12 protein-coding genes are annotated in these 17,161 nt (G+C 51.9%); 5 read left to right on the plus strand and 7 right to left on the minus strand.

The window, feature by feature from the left end; all coding sequences use genetic code 11:
* Positions 1-26 precede the first annotated feature (26 nt).
* The gene (locus tag BLX24_RS10075; protein ID WP_071502999.1) at positions 27-3,143 is read left to right on the plus strand and encodes an efflux RND transporter permease subunit; all 3,117 of its coding nucleotides are present in this window, start codon (positions 27-29) and stop codon (positions 3,141-3,143) included.
* Positions 3,144-3,343: 200 nt separating this feature from the next.
* Positions 3,344-4,978, plus strand: a complete 1,635-nt coding sequence (locus BLX24_RS10080; protein ID WP_071503000.1) for a S8 family peptidase — start codon at positions 3,344-3,346, stop codon at positions 4,976-4,978.
* Between the two features lie 141 nt (positions 4,979-5,119).
* Here BLX24_RS10080 and BLX24_RS10085 read toward each other — a convergent pair whose 3' ends face one another.
* The 5 genes from BLX24_RS10085 to BLX24_RS10105 form a co-directional block, all read right to left on the minus strand.
* Positions 5,120-5,728: a 5'-methylthioadenosine/S-adenosylhomocysteine nucleosidase family protein gene (locus tag BLX24_RS10085; RefSeq protein WP_071503001.1), complete on the minus strand. Its 609-nt coding sequence runs from the start codon at positions 5,726-5,728 to the stop codon at positions 5,120-5,122.
* Between the two features lie 51 nt (positions 5,729-5,779).
* Positions 5,780-7,072, minus strand: coding sequence for an alpha/beta hydrolase family protein (locus BLX24_RS10090; protein WP_071503002.1), 1,293 nt, complete (start codon positions 7,070-7,072; stop codon positions 5,780-5,782).
* Between the two features lie 83 nt (positions 7,073-7,155).
* Positions 7,156-8,373: a DUF5009 domain-containing protein gene (locus BLX24_RS10095; RefSeq protein WP_071503003.1), complete on the minus strand. Its 1,218-nt coding sequence runs from the start codon at positions 8,371-8,373 to the stop codon at positions 7,156-7,158.
* Between the two features lie 144 nt (positions 8,374-8,517).
* Entirely contained in the window at positions 8,518-9,531 is a 1,014-nt protein-coding gene (locus BLX24_RS10100; protein ID WP_071503004.1) for a YncE family protein, read from the minus strand.
* 393 nt (positions 9,532-9,924) lie between these two features.
* Positions 9,925-11,244: a voltage-gated chloride channel family protein gene (locus BLX24_RS10105; protein ID WP_071503005.1), complete on the minus strand. Its 1,320-nt coding sequence runs from the start codon at positions 11,242-11,244 to the stop codon at positions 9,925-9,927.
* 179 nt (positions 11,245-11,423) lie between these two features.
* On the opposite strand from BLX24_RS10105, the gene BLX24_RS10110 reads away from it, so the two are divergent.
* Positions 11,424-12,389 (plus strand): NAD(P)H-quinone oxidoreductase, encoded by a 966-nt coding sequence (locus tag BLX24_RS10110; protein ID WP_071503006.1) that lies wholly within the window; start codon positions 11,424-11,426, stop codon positions 12,387-12,389.
* 10 nt (positions 12,390-12,399) lie between these two features.
* Here the strand turns inward: BLX24_RS10110 and BLX24_RS10115 are convergent, their stop codons facing one another.
* The gene (locus BLX24_RS10115) at positions 12,400-13,407 is read right to left on the minus strand and encodes an AraC family transcriptional regulator (RefSeq protein WP_071503007.1); all 1,008 of its coding nucleotides are present in this window, start codon (positions 13,405-13,407) and stop codon (positions 12,400-12,402) included.
* A gap of 139 nt (positions 13,408-13,546) precedes the next feature.
* On the opposite strand from BLX24_RS10115, the gene BLX24_RS10120 reads away from it, so the two are divergent.
* Positions 13,547-14,071, plus strand: coding sequence for a nuclear transport factor 2 family protein (locus tag BLX24_RS10120; RefSeq protein WP_229201751.1), 525 nt, complete (start codon positions 13,547-13,549; stop codon positions 14,069-14,071).
* A 101-nt stretch (positions 14,072-14,172) separates the two neighbouring features.
* On the opposite strand, the gene BLX24_RS10125 is transcribed toward BLX24_RS10120, so the two are convergent.
* Positions 14,173-15,402 carry an ABC transporter permease gene (locus BLX24_RS10125; RefSeq protein WP_071503008.1) on the minus strand — a complete coding sequence of 410 codons (1,230 nt, stop codon included), beginning with the start codon at positions 15,400-15,402 and terminating at the stop codon, positions 14,173-14,175.
* A gap of 152 nt (positions 15,403-15,554) precedes the next feature.
* Between BLX24_RS10125 and BLX24_RS10130 the strand changes: the two genes are divergently transcribed.
* A complete protein-coding gene (locus tag BLX24_RS10130) occupies positions 15,555-17,129 on the plus strand; it encodes a sensor histidine kinase (RefSeq protein ID WP_071503009.1) in 1,575 nt (524 codons plus the stop codon).
* The last annotated feature ends 32 nt before the right edge of the window (positions 17,130-17,161 follow it).

A 17,161-nucleotide genomic window follows, 5' to 3' on the forward strand; every position in this document is an offset into this window, starting at 1 on the left:
ACTTTCACACAATCACTCAATTTTTTATGGCTAACCTATCAACAACATCCATCAAGCGGCCGGTACTGGCGGTTGTGATGTCTCTGCTGATTTTAGTCTTTGGCGGCATTGGCTTTGCCTATCTGGGGGTGCGCGAGTTCCCCAGTATCGACCTGCCGGTCGTGACCGTTTCGACGGTTTACACGGGTGCTAACGCCGATATTGTCGAATCACAGATTACCGAACCGCTCGAAGAATCCATCAACGGGATTGCCGGTATCCGGACCCTGACGTCATCGAGTCGGGACGGCCGGAGCCAGATTACGGTAGAATTTGAACTGAGCGTCAACATTGAGGACGCCGCCAACGACGTGCGCGACCGCGTAAGCCGGGCCATCGCCAACCTCCCGCCCGATGTCGATCCGCCGATCGTGGCCAAGGCCGACGCCGACGCCAGCCCGATTTACTTTATTCAGGTTCTGTCGAAAACCCGCTCCCTGCTGGAGCTGAACGACATTGCCCTCCGTCAGATTAAAGAACGCTTTCAGACCATTCCGGGCGTGAGCAGCGTCCAGATCTGGGGAGAGAAAAAATACGCCATGCGTCTCCGGATCGATCCGGTGAAACTGGCATCTTACCGGCTGACGGCCATTGATGTATCCAACGCGCTCCGGACGCAGAACATTGAGTTGCCATCGGGTAGCGTGGAAGGCGCCAGTACCGAACTGACCGTACGGACACTGGGCCGCCTGACCACACCTCAGGATTTCAACAACCTGATTCTGAAGGAGACCAACGATCAGGTGGTTAAATTTCAGGATGTCGGTTATGCCGAGCTGGCCCCGGAAGTGGAAAAAACCCTGTTCAAACGGGATGGCGTTCCGATGCTCAGCGTTGCCGTTATTCCGCAGCCGGGTGCCAACCAGATTGAGATTGTAAACAATGTATACAAAAAACAGGAGCAGATTCAGAAGGACTTGCCGCCGGATGTGAAGCTCATTCTGGGTTTTGACTACACGCGCTATGTCCGGAAATCAATCGAAGAAGTAGAGGAAACGATAATCATTGCCTTTGCCCTGGTGGCCCTGATTATCTTTACTTTCCTCCGCGACTGGCGGAGTACGCTGATTCCGCTGACGGCCATTCCGGTTTCGCTCGTCGGGTCGTTTTTTATCATGTACATCTGCGGGTTCTCGATGAACGTACTGACCCTGCTCGGTATCGTCTTGTCCATCGGTCTGGTCGTGGATGATGCCATTGTGGTACTCGAGAACATTTATACCAAGATCGAGGAAGGCATGAAGCCCATGCAGGCAGCGATTGAAGGGTCGAAAGAGATTTACTTTGCCGTTATTTCGACGACGGTTACGCTCGCGGCGGTGTTTCTGCCGGTTATCTTCCTGCAGGGGGTTACGGGTCGTCTGTTCCGCGAATTCGGCATTGTGGTCGCCGGATCGGTCCTGATTTCGGCCTTTGTGTCGCTGACGCTGACGCCGATGTTGTCGTCGAAACTGTTAAAAAACCGCCATCGCCAGCCGTGGCTCTACCGGGTAACCGAGCCGTTTTTTGAGTGGATGATCAACGGTTACCAGAACTCTCTGGCTGGTTTCCTCAAAATACGCTGGATGGCATGGGTGCTGATTCTGGCTTTCGGCGGCATCATCTATGCGCTCTTTAAATTTCAGGCGATTCCGCAGGAACTGGCCCCGATGGAAGACCGCGGCGGGTTCCGGATTCAGGCAACCGCTCAGGAGGGGGCAACCTATGAATACATGCTGAATTATACCGATCAGGTGGCGGCATTCCTGCGTAAAAACTTCGACAAAAAAGATGTGGCCGGTGTGATTGCCATCACGTCGCCCAGCTTTGGCTCCGGTGCCACCAACTCAGCCGCGTTCCGGATTGTCCTGGGCGACAAACCACCCCGAACCATCTCTCAACAACAGATGGTGGATGACATTACGCCGAAAATCAAGAAGTTTCCGGGCGCGAAGGCGCTGGTTATTCAGGAGCAGACCATACAGTCGGGAGCCCGTGTGGGCGGCGGCGGCGGTCTGCCGGTGCAGTTTGTGATTCAGGCCACGAGCTTCGACAAGCTTCGCAAGGTGGTGCCTGAGTTTATGAAACTCGTGCAGTCGTCCGACAAGTTTTCAGCCTCCGACGTCAACCTGAAATTTACGAAACCGGAAATCCGGCTTGACATTGACCGTGACAAGGCGCTCAACCTGGGCGTATCGGTGCAGGATGTAGCCCAGACCCTGCAATTAGGGCTTTCGGGCCGCCGGTTCGGGTATTTCATCATGGATGGCAAACAGTATCAGGTTATCGGTCAGATCATGCGCGACGACCGCAATGACGTAACCGACCTGAAGTCGCTCTACGTAAAAAACAATCGCGGCGAGCTGATTCAGCTGGATAACCTTGTCCGGGTGAGTGAGCAAAGTACGCCCCCTACCCTCTTCCGCTACAACCGCTATTCGGCAGCTACGATCTCGGCCGGTCTGGCAAAAGGCGTAACGCTCGGGGCTGGTATCGACGAGATGGAACGGATTGCCAAAGAAGTCCTGGATTCCAGCTACTCAACGGCACTCGACGGACAGGCGAAGGAATTCCGCGAAAGCTCCTCATCACTCTATTTTGCCTTTGCCCTGGCCCTGGTCCTGATTTATCTGATTCTGGCCGCCCAGTTCGAAAGCTTCGTGGATCCGATCATTATCCTGCTGACGGTTCCGCTTGCCCTGTGCGGTGCCCTGCTGTCGCTCTGGGATTTCGGCCAGACCCTGAACGTGTTCAGCCAGATCGGGATTATCACGCTTGTTGGTCTGGTAACCAAAAACGGTATCCTGATTGTGGAGTTTGCAAATCAGCGCAAAGAAGAGGGCGACAACAAACATCAGGCAGCTCTGGAAGCAGCCGTTGCCCGTTTCCGGCCTATTCTGATGACCAGCCTTTGCGCGGCCCTGGGTCTGTTGCCCATCGCGCTGGCACTCGGTGCAGGTTCAGAAAGCCGGGTGTCGATGGGTATTGCGGTGGTCGGCGGGTTGTTGTTCTCGACGTTGCTGACCCTGTACATTATCCCGGCGGTTTATACCTATATGTCTGCGAACCTGAAACCGGAAGAAAAAGAAGAAGCCGGTGCCGGTCTGGTAGCAGAACCGGTTTAACCTGTTTTCATAGCGGAGCGGCAAAAAAACAAGCCGCTCCGTTTTTTTATTTACGCGCTGCGTGGACCTTTTCCGGCAGTCATTCAGGTTCGGTACTGTGTCACAAGCTACCACATTTTTATCCGCCACTGAGTTAAAATCCGTCAGAAAAACGTTTACTATAAACGGCCGGTGTATGTCGCCGATTGCCATTATTACCTATGCAAAAACTCATCTTCCCTTTTGTTGCCCTGCTGACCGTTTCAGGCGCATGGGCCCAACAAATTCCAACATTCAAACGAACCCCGCCCAAAGACTGGCAATACCTTGACCCACAGAAAGACTCGATTGCCGGTATCAGCCTATACCGTGCCTACGAGCTGCTGAAAGGCAGGCCATCAACGCCCGTTGTTGTCGGTGTCATTGACTCAGGAGTCGATCTGGTACATGAAGACCTGAAAAACGTGCTCTGGACCAATACCAGGGAGATTGCCGGCAACGGTAAGGACGATGACAAAAACGGCTACGTCGATGACGTACATGGCTGGAACTTCATGGCTTCTCCCGATGGCAAAACCTACGTCAATGATCAGGAAGAAGTGACCCAGATTTATGTCATGTGGAAAGACAAATTCGATACCATTGACCCGGGCAAGCTGAAAAATAAGGTTGAGCGGCGGCAATATGAGGTCTACCAGATTGCGAAAAAGCGGTTTATGGACCGCTCAAAGGTGGTGCGTCAGAAACGCCTGGCCATGGCCGACAGTGCCCGGTTTATCGAAACCATGAAAGGGCAACTGGCCCAAATCAGCGATAAAACCTTCGCCCGTGAAAGTCTGAATCTGATACAGCCAACGGAAACCGACTCGGTGGGCCGCGCGGTGAAAGCCATACTTAGCGAAGTATTTGCACCACAGTTCGGCTCGTTCACGCAAATGGAAAAGCTGCTGACAGCGCGGTACGGCGTGCTGAAATCAATTATCCTGAAAGACATCGACGCAACCTACAACGCTGATTTAAAGCCCCGTGAGCTGGTTGGCGATAACCCGCTGAATCCCGATGAACGCGGCTACGGCAGTCCGTTTTTCGTGGCCAAAGACGGACTCGGCGGACACGGCACCCACGTTGCCGGTATCGTTGGGGCGCAGCGCGGCAACGACATTGGTGTCGATGGCGTGGCTGATAATGTCCGGCTGATGTATCTGGCAGCGGTGCCGAACGGGGGCGATGAACGGGATAAAGACGTGGCCAATGCCATCCGGTATGCGGTCGATAACGGTGCGAAAGTGATTAACATGAGCTTTGGCAAGCGGCTGTCACCGTATAAGGAACAGATTGATGCAGCCATCAGATATGCCGAAGACAAGGATGTTTTGTTAGTGCATGCAGCCGGTAATAACGGCGAAAACTACGATACGATTCCTGCCTACCCGCGACCGGTATACGAAAACGGGAAGGAGGCCCGCAACTTTATTACGGTCGGTAATTCGACCTGGAAAGCCAACAGTAACCTGCCGGCCGGTTCGTCAAACTACGGACAGCGGACTGTTGATCTGTTTGCCCCCGGTACTGCAATTCTGTCGACAACACCGGGGAATCAATACGAAAAATTTTCGGGCACGAGCATGGCTTCCCCCTGCGTAGCGGGCGTGGCGGCTCTGCTCCGGTCGTATTTCCCGAAGCTGACGGCTGTGCAGGTAAAAGAGTTGCTGATGCAGACCGTCTGGAAGCCAGACCTGACGGTACAGCGGCCAGGCGCAGCGGCAAAAGAGACGGTCCCTTTCAGTACCCTCAGCCGTTCGGGCGGAATCGTGAATGCGTACGAGGCGGTGAAAAAAGCCATGGCGGTGAATTGAGGTACCAGTAATTGCGACCTTACCGCGAAACACACAGCTGTCTGTTTATAAAAACACTACACCACATAGCCACATAAGAACACAACGATTTAGTTACTTTTCTCTTTGTGTCCTATGTGGCTATCTGGTATATATTAACCCCTATTTTGTTTCCTCCACCGTCAGGGCTTTGGCGAACAGCAACCCGCTGAACGCTTCCGAGGCGCGGTGTACCAGCATATTCCAGTCTTCGGCGGCGGCATCGTTGGCGCCGTCGGTAATGTATTTAAGGCACAAAAACGGAATCTGCTCCTGCATGGCGATGAGCGCCAGCGGGTAGGCTTCCATGTCGACCACATTGTAAATCGTCTCAGCGTGGCTCATGTCAAAACTATCGCCCGAACCGCAGACACCTTTCGGCAGCCCGTCCAGCGTCAGGCCATACGATAATACCATCGGAATGCCCGACAAAGGCGTTTCATAAAGGGCATAGCCCAGTCCTCTGACATCCATATCCCGCTGAACAAACGCTGTACAGCATACCACCTCTCCTTTTTTATATACATTGCTCCCCGCCGATCCCAGATTAACGATCAGCTTCGGCCGCGACCGGTATATGGCGCGGGTCAGTTTGACGGCGGCATTTACTTTTCCAATGCCGGTAAACAGGGTATGGCGGTTGTCGAATGAGGTCCCGGCTTCGGATTCGAGCGCAAAGACAAACAGTGTTTCCTCAAGCGGAAATGAGGTTATCGTATCAATAGGAATCATCGGTAATGAGTGACTGAGCCGTTGCGTGAATCCGCAACGGCTCAAGCGTTTTTATGGTTTCTGGTGCCGCATTTCCAGCCCAACCGCTCTGGGTTTAAAGCCGGGCCAGACGCCGTCCGTTATTTTTTCGGGGACATCGAAGTATTTGCGGTTATCCTGGCCTTTGAGGTGCATCCCAATGAAAGCCGTGACAAAATGCTGGTTGATGTTGTTGATGCGCCGTTCGTTCCAGCCCGGCTCGGCGTAGTGCATGTATTCGTTCCAGGAAACACCGGGCTTCATAACGGCTGCCGTCGGCGCATTCGGGGCGACATTGTGTCGGGCATTAATGTAGGAAAGCATATAGCGGTCGGCGTTAACGGTTCCGTCAAAAATGGCTTTAACCCCTTTTTCGTAGCCTGACACATCGTCTTTTTCGCCCGCAATAAACAGCGTCGGCAACCGCAATCCTTTCAGTCCTTCGGCATCCCAGATGCCGCGCTCCATTCCCCAGGGCGCAAAGGCAACCACGGCTTTAATGCGTGGATCAGGTCCCGCCGCCATGGCCGGTGAACCCGCCGCACGCAGTTTCAGGGCGTCGCTGCCACCGGTAGCTTGTTTAAAAAAGGCTACGGCCTGTGCACTGTATCCGGCACCACCTACATTCACCACCCCATACCCACCCATCGAATACCCGATGATGGCCGTGTTGTTGGCATCGGATAAACCGGCCAGAAATGAGTTGCTTCCTTTCGTACTCAGCCGGGCCATTTCGTTCAGCACAAACAGATCATCGAACGGACGGTTAAGCAGCGTGCTACTGAAATTGGCCATGTCGCGGTAAGTCGATTCGGTATGGTCGATAGCCACCACCACATACCCTTTGGAGGCCAGATTTTCGGTCAGGTAGGTCATCAGATACCGGGTGCCGGGATAGCCGTGTGAGACAATAACCAACGGAAAAGGCGTCCCCTCCCGGACCGGCTCGGCATCCCGCAGGGCGCGCCCCTCAAACGTATAGGGAATAATCGGCCGCTGGGGATTATTGGCCTGCCCCATTACCTGGTCATAGACTGTCCGTTCGGTCTGCCCTTGCGGTATCTGAGCCGGATACCAGACTTCGAGGGTCAGCGGACGGTCGTAGGTCGGCACAACCCCGTCTTTTGCCTTCAGAATATCAAGCTGTCCGGGATTAGTCAGTTTCAGGGTCCGGACACCTACCTTATACGCTCCGCGTAAAGCCAGTTCCGGTGCATCGGGTAACGCATCTCCCGTTATAAAGGCATCACTTTGCGCATAAAGCAGTGTAGTACCGGGCCATACGAAACAAAGTAAAAACAGAAAAAGTAAACGACGATTCAGCATCAGGATAAGGGTTAGAAATTCGCGCTAATCTACGTTTTTTCTTTGGCAGAAATGATTACCCGGATGTGAAACAACGCGACGAACTATAGTTTAAGCTTTATCCGCACGTTTCCCAGGAGGGCCGTAATACCGATAACCAGCAAGGCATATACCAACGATTTCAGCAACCCCACTCCACCGGTTGTGAGGATTGCAGGGAGCGAAATACCCGACAGATCGGCTACGCTGTAGTAGACATACGGAATCAGGTAACAGGTGAGCGTGCTGGTACCGGCGGGTTTGATCAGCGTAAACCAGCCGGCCTTATCTTTCAGGTCGACCAGCCAGTAAATGCCCGCGTATACAATCAGGGCAATTCCGCAGCATAACCAGATCCATGTGGAGGTAGCCTGAATCTTGGAAATAAGGAAGAAGTTACGGGAAAGAAGTCCGGCCATAACGAACAGGCCACCGGCGATGATGAGGTATAGCGGGATGTGTGTGGCCCGTTGCTGCTCCTGCCAGCGGGTCACCATCCGTGTGGCGAGGATGCCCGTAAAGGTAAACGCGCTGAATGCACCGTTGCCCAATATCCAGTCCTGCGGCCCCTCCGGCCACAGTTGCCGCAGCCAGCCCGCATGACCGGCAACGGGCAGTAGGTTAAACATAACCCAGCAAACCACCAGGGCGCTAAACCGGTCACGGAGAAACAGGTAGAGGGTAGCACAGGTGAGATAAGTCCAGCCAATGAGGCCGAGGATGCCCCACCACTGCGGCGTCATCCCCGTCAGGTTATCGGCCGCCCCCCCTTTAAAGCGGTAAGCCAGCCAGACCAGCAGGGCGATTCCGAAAAGCTGTAACCCCGTAAACAGCCCTTTCAGCATGCCGTCCTGTTTCGGGTATTGATTCCAGATCAGGAAAAATCCGGCTACCATCAGGATCTGAAACCACTCTTTACGCATTCCCGATGCGGCTTCGTTCAGGTCGGATATGTTCACGGTAAATACACCCATGATGATCAGCGCCACGCTGCGCAGACCAATATGCAGCAGCAGTTTGCCGTAGGTATCGCCTTTTGCCAGCCGCTGCTGCACCGCAAACGGAACAGACATGCCGACAATGACCAGAAAACACGGGAATACGGTGTCGGAAAACCCCAGAAAATCCTGATCGGCCCGCGCGTGTTCCAGCCAGCCGGGAATCCCGGACAGCGACCAGAGGTCGTTGACAAAAATCATGGTCAGCATCGTGACGGCACGAAACACGTCAATGGACAAAACCCGTTTGGCGGACGGGGCTGTGGCAGTTAGGGCAGAAGTCATATAATCCTTAAAAAAATAATCCCATCTCTAAAATAGAAATGGGATTTTATAATTATCCGTCAAGTTACGGATATGAACAAACTTTGCATATAAAATATGGAATTTGTGGAGGCCTGAACATTGCTTTTAGTGCTGTAGCTTTCGCTATTTTGCTTCTCTTTTATAGTAAGCTAAACCAAAAGGATTTGTTCCGACAGTAATAGTTGTACCTGGTGTTAAAGACTTCGAACCAACGGTATAGGTAGAAACTGTGTTTGCTGCTGCGCCTGAATGCGTCACAAATAATTTACTACCGGCTTCATTTGCAACAACATTGTGCGGCGTAGCAGTTAATGATGCTGTTACAGTTCTGTTTTGTATATTATCAGCCGGATTAATAGAATATATTTGTGCACCGGTAATATTTGTAACAAAGACTGTATTTTCATCGGGTGCTGGAAAAATACCATGAGCTCCTGCATACGAACTAGTTGATAATACGTTTAAATCATTCCCGTTCAGTGTAAATACCTGACCGGATTGACAAGGAACAACTAGTTTATTGCTCTTCGATAAATGAAATAAATGCGGATCTTTTCCAACATTAACTTCATTTATCCTTTTAAAACTCGGCATCGAAAATAAAACTATTTTATCCGGTGTGGCTGCATCAGGATTTAAGATCGAAACATACGCTTTTGTTGCATCTTTTGTAAGAAAAACATCATGTGGTTTCTCGTCTAGTTTTATCAATGTCTCAACTTTATCGGTGGTAAGATTAATTACTGATATTGTATTATCAATATCATTATTAACCCAAAGTTGCTTACCCAGGGCATCTGCCCACATATGAAAAACACCATTTCCGACAGGAATGGCGTTTTCAACTTCTTTTGTCTGAGGGTTTACAACATGAACTTTCTTCCCTGCCCGGTCTCCTACATATAGCTTATCCTTAGCTGCTACATATACAACGTACATTGGTTCTGAACCAGTTATAGTCAACGTTTTTATAACTTGATCCGAATTAGCATCAACAAACGAAATACTACTGCCTCCTCTATTGGCAATAACAATACGCTCTTCATAATTTGGTATACGATGATCTTCAGTACAAGACAAAGACAGCCATATTATGAACATTATTACGCAATTAAGTATAAAAAAACTTTTTTTCATAAATAATACAAAGTTAATGTGACACATAAAATTCATATTCAACCGACACAAATCAGCATATGAACAAACAATTAATTTTCAAAATTATAACAAAAACTATTCCATTATTCATGAACGTTATTTTCAATTTATAACAAAAAAGTTACCTAAAAAACATAGAAAAACCATAAACAACATATAATCAAGAAAATAAAAAAAATTACTAATCAAATTTAGTTTATATTTTCAGTCATTCTATTAACAAAAACTCGTATAACTCATAAAAATACTCCCGAAAACTTATTATACATGAATCCTATAAAAAGTTTTAAAAGCATTAACTATGCATTTCCAAAGCGTTCTATCATGATATTTCGTAAGATTCACTAAATATCGGAAAGACGACTCCTATTTTTACCGGTCACTCAGCCGCTGAATGGTGCTGCGAATCGCATCGTCGGTTTTAGACAGGCCGATACGCTGGGCCATGTAGATGCTGCGGTGACCGCTGAACAGATAGGCGACAAAGCAGCCAATGGCAAAGAAAATCAGGTTGTCGGCTCCGAACAGCTCAAGCCCCATGATGGTGCAGGCCAGCGGGGTGTTGGCAGCCCCTCCGAAAACGGCAATGAACCCGATGGCCGCAAACAGGTCAACGGGAGCATTCATAAGCCCCGCCAGCCAGTTGCCCAAACAGGCCCCGATGAAAAACAAGGGGGTCACCTCGCCGCCTTTGAAACCGCTGCTGAGCGTAATGGTGGTAAATAAGAGCTTCCACCACCAGCTGAGCGGATCGGCCCCGCCGGAGACAAAGGCGCTCAGGATAGATACCCCGCCCGGACGCTGCGCCGTTACGCCCAACCCCAGATAATCGCGGGTGCCCAATGCGTACACCAGCCCGATCAGCACCAGTCCGCCGATCACCGGTTTAAGGTAAACCGAGGGAACATATCGCTTATACAACCGCTGAAAGCCATGGTTCATCTCCGAAAACAGGAGCGCCGCCAGGCCGAAGGCACAGCCAGCGAGCACTGTTTTGCCGACCAGCCAGGTATGTTCCGCGGAAAAAACGGGCAGTTCACGGCCCGAAAACAGGACGGCATAATGCGTATGGTGAACACCCCATGCCGAGCAAACGACATCACCTACTATACTGGCCATCAGGCAGGGAACAATGGCACTGTATTCCATCCGGCCGATGGTCAGTACTTCGAGCGCAAAGATGGCGCCCGCCAGCGGCGTCCCGAAAATGGCCCCGAATCCAGCCGCCACGCCCGCCATCAGCAGCATCCGCAGATCGGCTTCGGACAGTTTCAGCCACCGGCCAATTACCCCGGCGAGGCTGCCGCCCATCTGGACCGCCGTTCCCTCGCGGCCTGCCGAACCGCCAAACAGATGCGTAAGCACCGACGTCAGCAGTACCAGCGGTGCCATACGCCCCGGTACGCCTCCGCCCGGCTGGTGAATCTCGTCGATCAGCAGGTTATTGCCTTGCTCAGCCCGTTTACCGGCTTGCTGATACACCCAAACGATCAACACACCGGCCAGCGGCAGGCCGTACAACAAGGCCGGATAGGCGATCCGAAGCCTGGTTGCTTCATCGAGCATCCACAGAAACAGCGCGCTGGCCGTTCCGCCTGCAATGGCGACGGGCGTTATGAGCAGGGCCCATTTACCCACAAACCGGATCAGATTCACATGATCCTGCCAGAAAGAGTGTTCTTTTGTCTGCATATCTTTTTTTCGCTACGAAGACGGGAAGGAATCAAGGAGCATAAAGAAGAAAAAACTTCGTGCCCCTTCACGCCTTCCCGTCTTCGTGGTTTAGTCCATCGTTCAAAACGTTTCCAAAACAAAAGAACAAAGAAAGGGAGTTATATTGGCAACGTATATCGCCAAAACAATTCTGCTTTATGAAAGCCATTGTGATCACACAGCCCGGCGACGCCGATGTGTTACAGCTTCAGGATGTTCCGAAACCAACGCCCGGTCCGGGGCAGGTCTTGATCCACGTCAAAGCCGCTGGCCTGAACCGCAGCGACTTACTGCAACGCGAAGGTAAATACGGCGGCGATCCGTCAGGGCAGATTCCTGGTCTCGAAGTGGCCGGCATCATCGAAACCTGCGGCCCCGACGCCAATCACTGGCTACCCGGCGACGCCGTGTGTGCGCTGATTGCCAACGGCGGTTATGCGGAGTATGTGGTAGTCGATGAACGGCATTGCCTGCCCGTGCCGTCGGATATGCCCATGACCGAAGCTGCGTCGTGGCCCGAGACACTGCTAACTGTCTGGTCTAATATTTTCCAGTCGGCGGCCTTGCGGGCGGGTGAGCATTTTCTGGTGCATGGTGGCAGCAGCGGCATTGGCATCACGGCCATTCAGCTGGCAAAAGCATTCGGGGCGGTACCGTTTGCCACGGCGGGCAGCAACGAAAAAGCCGCTTTCTGCGAGTCACTCGGAGCCATCCGGTGTGTCAATTACAAAACCCACGATTTTGAAGCCGAACTTACCTCTTATGGTATCGACGTTGTCCTTGACATGGTTGGCGGGGACTATACGGCCAAAAACCTGCGGCTGATGCGGACGGGCGGGCGACTGATGTTTATCAACGCCATGAATGGGCCCAAAAGCGAAATCAACATCATGGATATTATGACCAAACGACTGATTGTCAGTGGCAGCACCCTAAAACCCCGCGATGCAGTATTCAAGGCGCAACTCACCGCCGACGTGGCCAGGCATGTATGGCCGCTGGTCACCCGTGGCGATATCAAACCCGTTATCCATGCTGTTTTTCCGCTTAGTGAGGCAGCGGAGGCCCACCGGCTGATGGCCAGCAGTGAACACACCGGCAAGATTATACTCGCCATCAGCTGATTGATCTGCCTTATGACCGGTACATGGACGGGCTAGTGCCTGTCCACCGCCGGAAGGCCCGCGTAAAGGCACTTAACTCATTGTAGCCCAGCAAATACGAAATTTCTTTTACCGGATAATTCCGGACTTCCAGATAGTGCAGTGCCAGCGTTTTCCGGACCTGATCGGCCAGTTGCTGGTACGTGACGCCTTCTTCCTGTAAATGCCGTTGCAGACTCCTGGCACTGGTGTTAAAGTTAGCGGCAATGGCCTCAATCGTCGGTATTCCCAGATAGGCATTGGTCATCAGGTAGGATTCCACCCGGTCCCGAAGGGACTGGCGCAGGGCTTTTTCCTGCATCATCTCCCCTGCTTTTTTCAGAAAATACTGCTGCATTTCATAATTAGCGGTCAATACCGGCTCATGCCAGACGTGGCGGTCAAACGTCAGGTAGCAGGCACCTCCCGTCCGGATCTCATCACACCGCAGCACACGGGCATATTCGGCCGTCTCCGCTGTTTCATAAGGCAACCCGACAGTTACCGGAGCGATCCGGCTAAATACCAGGCCATTGACTTCGTGCAGGGTAAAGGCAAGCAGCATGTCCAGCATGTGCCGGTGCAGAAACGAAAGCGGCTGCGACCCCTCCGGCCGCTCAGGCGTAAACCGAATGGTGCAAACCGCACCTTCTGTTTCTACGTCCATCCGCCAAAGTTCCGTAACGAGCGGAAGCATCGCTGCCGCCTGCATCACCCCCTCCCCGATGGTCCGGCTGAACTTCACCAGATCGCCCACCACCCCAAGGGCTGCCAGCTGCAGTGATTCCCCCAGATGAAGGCCCAGCAACGGATCGTTGGTTGCTGCACCAATCTGCTGCCAGATCATTACCACCTGTTGTTCGGTCAGATCCGGTAATCGCCCCGCACGGAATGCCGGTTCGTCGATACCATTGGCCCTGCACAGTGCCGGCAATGAAACATTCCGCTGCACGGCATAAGCCAGTAAATGCCACATAAACTGGTGTTGGTAGGCGTTCATAAACCGTAGTTTTTCTGCAAGGTACGCCCGTCTGCCTGCTCCGGAAAACACTGGCGTGAAATGACAAGTGATTGGCGGCTCCGGATAAGTTATGCCCCCGGTTGCTCCGGTACTTTTGCCGAAACAAAACGCAATAGCCATGAAGACACTTGCTTTGCTTCTTACGGCGCTGCTTCCGGTGACCGACGCCGCTATTCTGCCGCCAACACAATCGGTTTTAGTCAGCCAATCCATTGCTTATCAACCACAAAAAAGCTCAGTACCAATGAAAAACCAAGCCACTCAGATCGTCACCCGCTTTTTGAAAGCCGTTCAGACCGGCGATCAGGCCACATTAGCCGCCGCTCTTCACGATGGCATTACGTGGAATCAGCCCGGAAACAATGCCTTTTCGGGCGTCAAACGCTCAAAAACCGATGTGTTTCAGATGGTTGGCGGGATGTTCAGCCTCACCGAAGATACCATGCGCCTGACCAATATTAAGGTAGTAGCCGAAAACGGCAACGAGATTGCCTGCCTCCTGCACTGGACCGCCGCCCGACCTACCGGTGAAGTTCTGGACGTCGACAATATCGATGTGTATACGGTTAAAGACGGGCAGATTGTTAACGCACAGGTATTCTCTGCCGACATTGATCAGGAAAACCGCTTCTGGGTCCGGTAGCAGGAAATAATAGTTTACCACATAGGCACATAGGGCACCATAGAAAGAAAAAATCTTTGTTTTTCTATGGTGCCCTATGTGGTTAATAAGCAGCTCATTGTTTATTCCCGGCGAATGGCCTCGACCGGATCAAGCCTGGCGGCCCGCATGGCCGGGTATGTCCCGAACACGATGCCGATGACCATGGCAATGATCATGATAATGATGAACGTATTCCAGGTATAGGCGACCGCAAACGGCACTTTTACAAACATGGTCAGAATCGGAATCGCGGCCATTGAAATCAGGATACCGAGCCCAAGCCCGAGCAAACTGCCGAAGGTTGAAATGGTAATCGATTCCGACAGAAATTGCCACAGAATATCACGCCGTTTGGCGCCCAATGCTTTCCGGACCCCGATTTCGGTGGTGCGCTCATTGACCGAGATCAGCAGCACGTTCATCACCCCGATGCCACCGACGAGTACTGAGATTCCGACGATCATGCCCATCACGACCCGAAATACCAGAAAGCCCTTCGCGGCCTGTTCGACACGCTGGTCATTAGAATACAGCGAAAAATCGTCCATTTTGTGAGCCATGTTGGCCGTAATCCATGCTTCGATTTCTTTTTTCAGGACCGGTACATCTTCAACCTTACCAGCTTCCACAATCACCTGCGGCATTTCGGTTTTCAGGGCGCTTTCGTCCAGTAAAGTGATGGGTATACAAAGCTGACCGGCTTTAAAATCGTCATTGTTATCAACACCTATTACTGTTAACAGCAGATTACCATATCGGATTTGTTTACCGATAGCCTCTGCCGGTTTATTCTTCGGCGCCAGCTTTTCGGCGAGTCGCTGATTGATAAACGCAACCGGTTTCCGGCTGCGGAGTTCTTCTTCCGAAAAGGCACGCCCGGCCACAAACGTTGTCGATGGTGGTGGTAACGGTAAGGCTGTACCCCGCACCATAGCCCCGACAGGCAAATGTATATCGACAACTTCAAGCTCAGCCGACTCCCGGGTCATGATATACCCCGTTGCCGGATGTTTGAGCGATTTTGTCATAGCTGCAAACCGGTCGTAGTTAAAATAATTGTAATCCGGTTTGGCCACACGAATGTCGTTGATGAGTCTGGTATTTTCCGTTGCCACCATGATGGCCTTAATCGAGGTGGTTTTTGTAAGTTGCTCCTGTGCGTATTTTTCCAGTCCATCAATCAGTGACAGAATAGCGACCAGGGCGGCCACGCCGATAACGATGCCCAGAATGGACAAGATGGTGTGAAAAAAGCGGCTGCGGATGTTTTGCAGGGCCGACAGGAAAGCGCCGGTAATTTTGCGGATCATAGTAATCTGGTGTTTACTGGTTTATACCGGCGAATGTACGAAATAACCAACGGGTGACGCACGCCATTCATCCCATTTTCAGCCGGTTTCAACCCATTTCACACCACTGCCTGTACGATTAGGGTAGTTTTGAGCCATCAATCCGAAAAACGATGCAACAACTTACCCTGCACAGACGCTACGAACTCATGCTGCTGCTCAGCGCGGCTGTCATCTATGTGACCCGCCGGCTGATTTTCGAAATTTCCTACATCAATAACGCCGTTGAGAGTTGTATCCGTAACGGCGTACCCGCTTCCGTTATTAATCGTCACCTGGCGGGCTATGATCACACGCTCAACAACAATGTTCCGCTCATCGGCGGTATGCTGTTTTTCCTGGTTGCGTTTTATCTGCTGCACGAAGAGGTTTTTCCACGTCTTCAGTCCCGCGTCTCTCCGCAACAACGACCTGACCGGGAGACCTTAACCCTGGCAGGCATTGCACTTATTTCCCTGTTTATCAGCGCCTTTATCTACCACTACTTTAAATTGCATGTGCGATTCAGGGAGGATATGCAGGGGACTATAATCGGGTTAAAAGTGGAATCGTTTTACCGGAAGCGCACCATCGTTACCGATACCTTTGCGCTGCTGATCATTATCTATGCCTATGAGCTTTTGTTTCAGGGGTATGTGTTTATCCGCCGGACAATGGCTCCGGTGTTTGCCCGCCCGTTCAAGGTAATGAGCTTCCTGCTGATCAGTGGTTTTTGTCTGTTTTTGTTCACCTTTGCCCTGAGTGCCTATGTCCCTCAAACGCTTTGGCACGAACCGTTCCGGTCGATCCTGATCGTCTGTAGTTCCGGCATTCTGGTTTACCTGCTGCAAACGTACCTGTTTCATTTTGTTATTCCTTACATCCAGCATCCGGATACAACGTCCTTTCTGATCCGGGTGGTCATCTTTCTGTTTGCCGGTTTGTCGGGTGCCCTGTTCATTTATTGGGCCGGCAGTACGCCGTTCAGCAACCGCCGCATGTTTCCGGGTGTACTGGCCCCGCACCTGTTCTTTTCGCTGATGGCCCCGGCGCTCATCGCTTACCTCCGCATGACGTTTGGCCGCGAAAAAACGCAGCTGAAAACCGAAGTAACGAGCAAGGCCGCCGAACTGGCTAGTCTGCGGGCACAGATTAATCCGCATTTTCTGTTCAATGCCCTGAACAGCCTCTATGCCACGGCTCTGAAAGAAAACAGCGAAAAAACCGCCGACGGCATCCAGAAACTGGGCGACATGATGCGGTTTATGTTGCAGGAGAACAACCACGAGCGGATTCCGCTTCAGAAAGAAATCGAATACCTCCACAACTATGTGGATATTCAGCGGCTCCGGCTCGACGACTCGCATGGATTTGACCTGCGTGTGCATTTGCAGGAACCCGAACGGGATATCTATCTGGCGCCGATGCTGCTGACGCCGTTTGTCGAAAATGCGTTTAAACATGGTGTCAGCCTCCGTAACCCGTCGTGGATTTTTATCACCCTGACGCTCGACGCCACGCGGCTGTATTTTAAGGTCCATAACTCGCGGCATCCGAAGCTGGCCAACGATCCGGAGAGCCATAACACAGGCGTCGGCCTCGACAACGTCCGCAAGCGCCTCGACCTGATTTACCCCAACCGCTATACGCTGGATATTCAGCAGTCGGAGCAGGATTTCTTTGTTTCGCTGACGCTGGTTTACTGGTAGCCGTTCCTTTTTACGCGCTACCGGTTTAATTT

The sequence above is a fragment of the Arsenicibacter rosenii genome (genome assembly GCF_001870735.1).
Lineage (GTDB): Bacteria > Bacteroidota > Bacteroidia > Cytophagales > Spirosomataceae > Arsenicibacter > Arsenicibacter rosenii.

What these genes read in the sequence shown, in the direction of transcription:
- BLX24_RS10075 (WP_071502999.1), top strand. Translation starts at nt 27, where the DNA reads ATGGCTAACCTATCAACAACATCCATCAAGCGGCCGGTACTGGCGGTT.
- BLX24_RS10080 (WP_071503000.1), top strand. Translation starts at nt 3,344, where the DNA reads ATGCAAAAACTCATCTTCCCTTTTGTTGCCCTGCTGACCGTTTCAGGC.
- BLX24_RS10085 (WP_071503001.1), bottom strand. Translation starts at nt 5,728, where the DNA reads ATGATTCCTATTGATACGATAACCTCATTTCCGCTTGAGGAAACACTG.
- BLX24_RS10090 (WP_071503002.1), bottom strand. Translation starts at nt 7,072, where the DNA reads ATGCTGAATCGTCGTTTACTTTTTCTGTTTTTACTTTGTTTCGTATGG.
- BLX24_RS10095 (WP_071503003.1), bottom strand. Translation starts at nt 8,373, where the DNA reads ATGACTTCTGCCCTAACTGCCACAGCCCCGTCCGCCAAACGGGTTTTG.
- BLX24_RS10100 (WP_071503004.1), bottom strand. Translation starts at nt 9,531, where the DNA reads ATGAAAAAAAGTTTTTTTATACTTAATTGCGTAATAATGTTCATAATA.
- BLX24_RS10105 (WP_071503005.1), bottom strand. Translation starts at nt 11,244, where the DNA reads ATGCAGACAAAAGAACACTCTTTCTGGCAGGATCATGTGAATCTGATC.
- BLX24_RS10110 (WP_071503006.1), top strand. Translation starts at nt 11,424, where the DNA reads ATGAAAGCCATTGTGATCACACAGCCCGGCGACGCCGATGTGTTACAG.
- BLX24_RS10115 (WP_071503007.1), bottom strand. Translation starts at nt 13,407, where the DNA reads ATGAACGCCTACCAACACCAGTTTATGTGGCATTTACTGGCTTATGCC.
- BLX24_RS10120 (WP_229201751.1), top strand. Translation starts at nt 13,547, where the DNA reads ATGAAGACACTTGCTTTGCTTCTTACGGCGCTGCTTCCGGTGACCGAC.
- BLX24_RS10125 (WP_071503008.1), bottom strand. Translation starts at nt 15,402, where the DNA reads ATGATCCGCAAAATTACCGGCGCTTTCCTGTCGGCCCTGCAAAACATC.
- BLX24_RS10130 (WP_071503009.1), top strand. Translation starts at nt 15,555, where the DNA reads ATGCAACAACTTACCCTGCACAGACGCTACGAACTCATGCTGCTGCTC.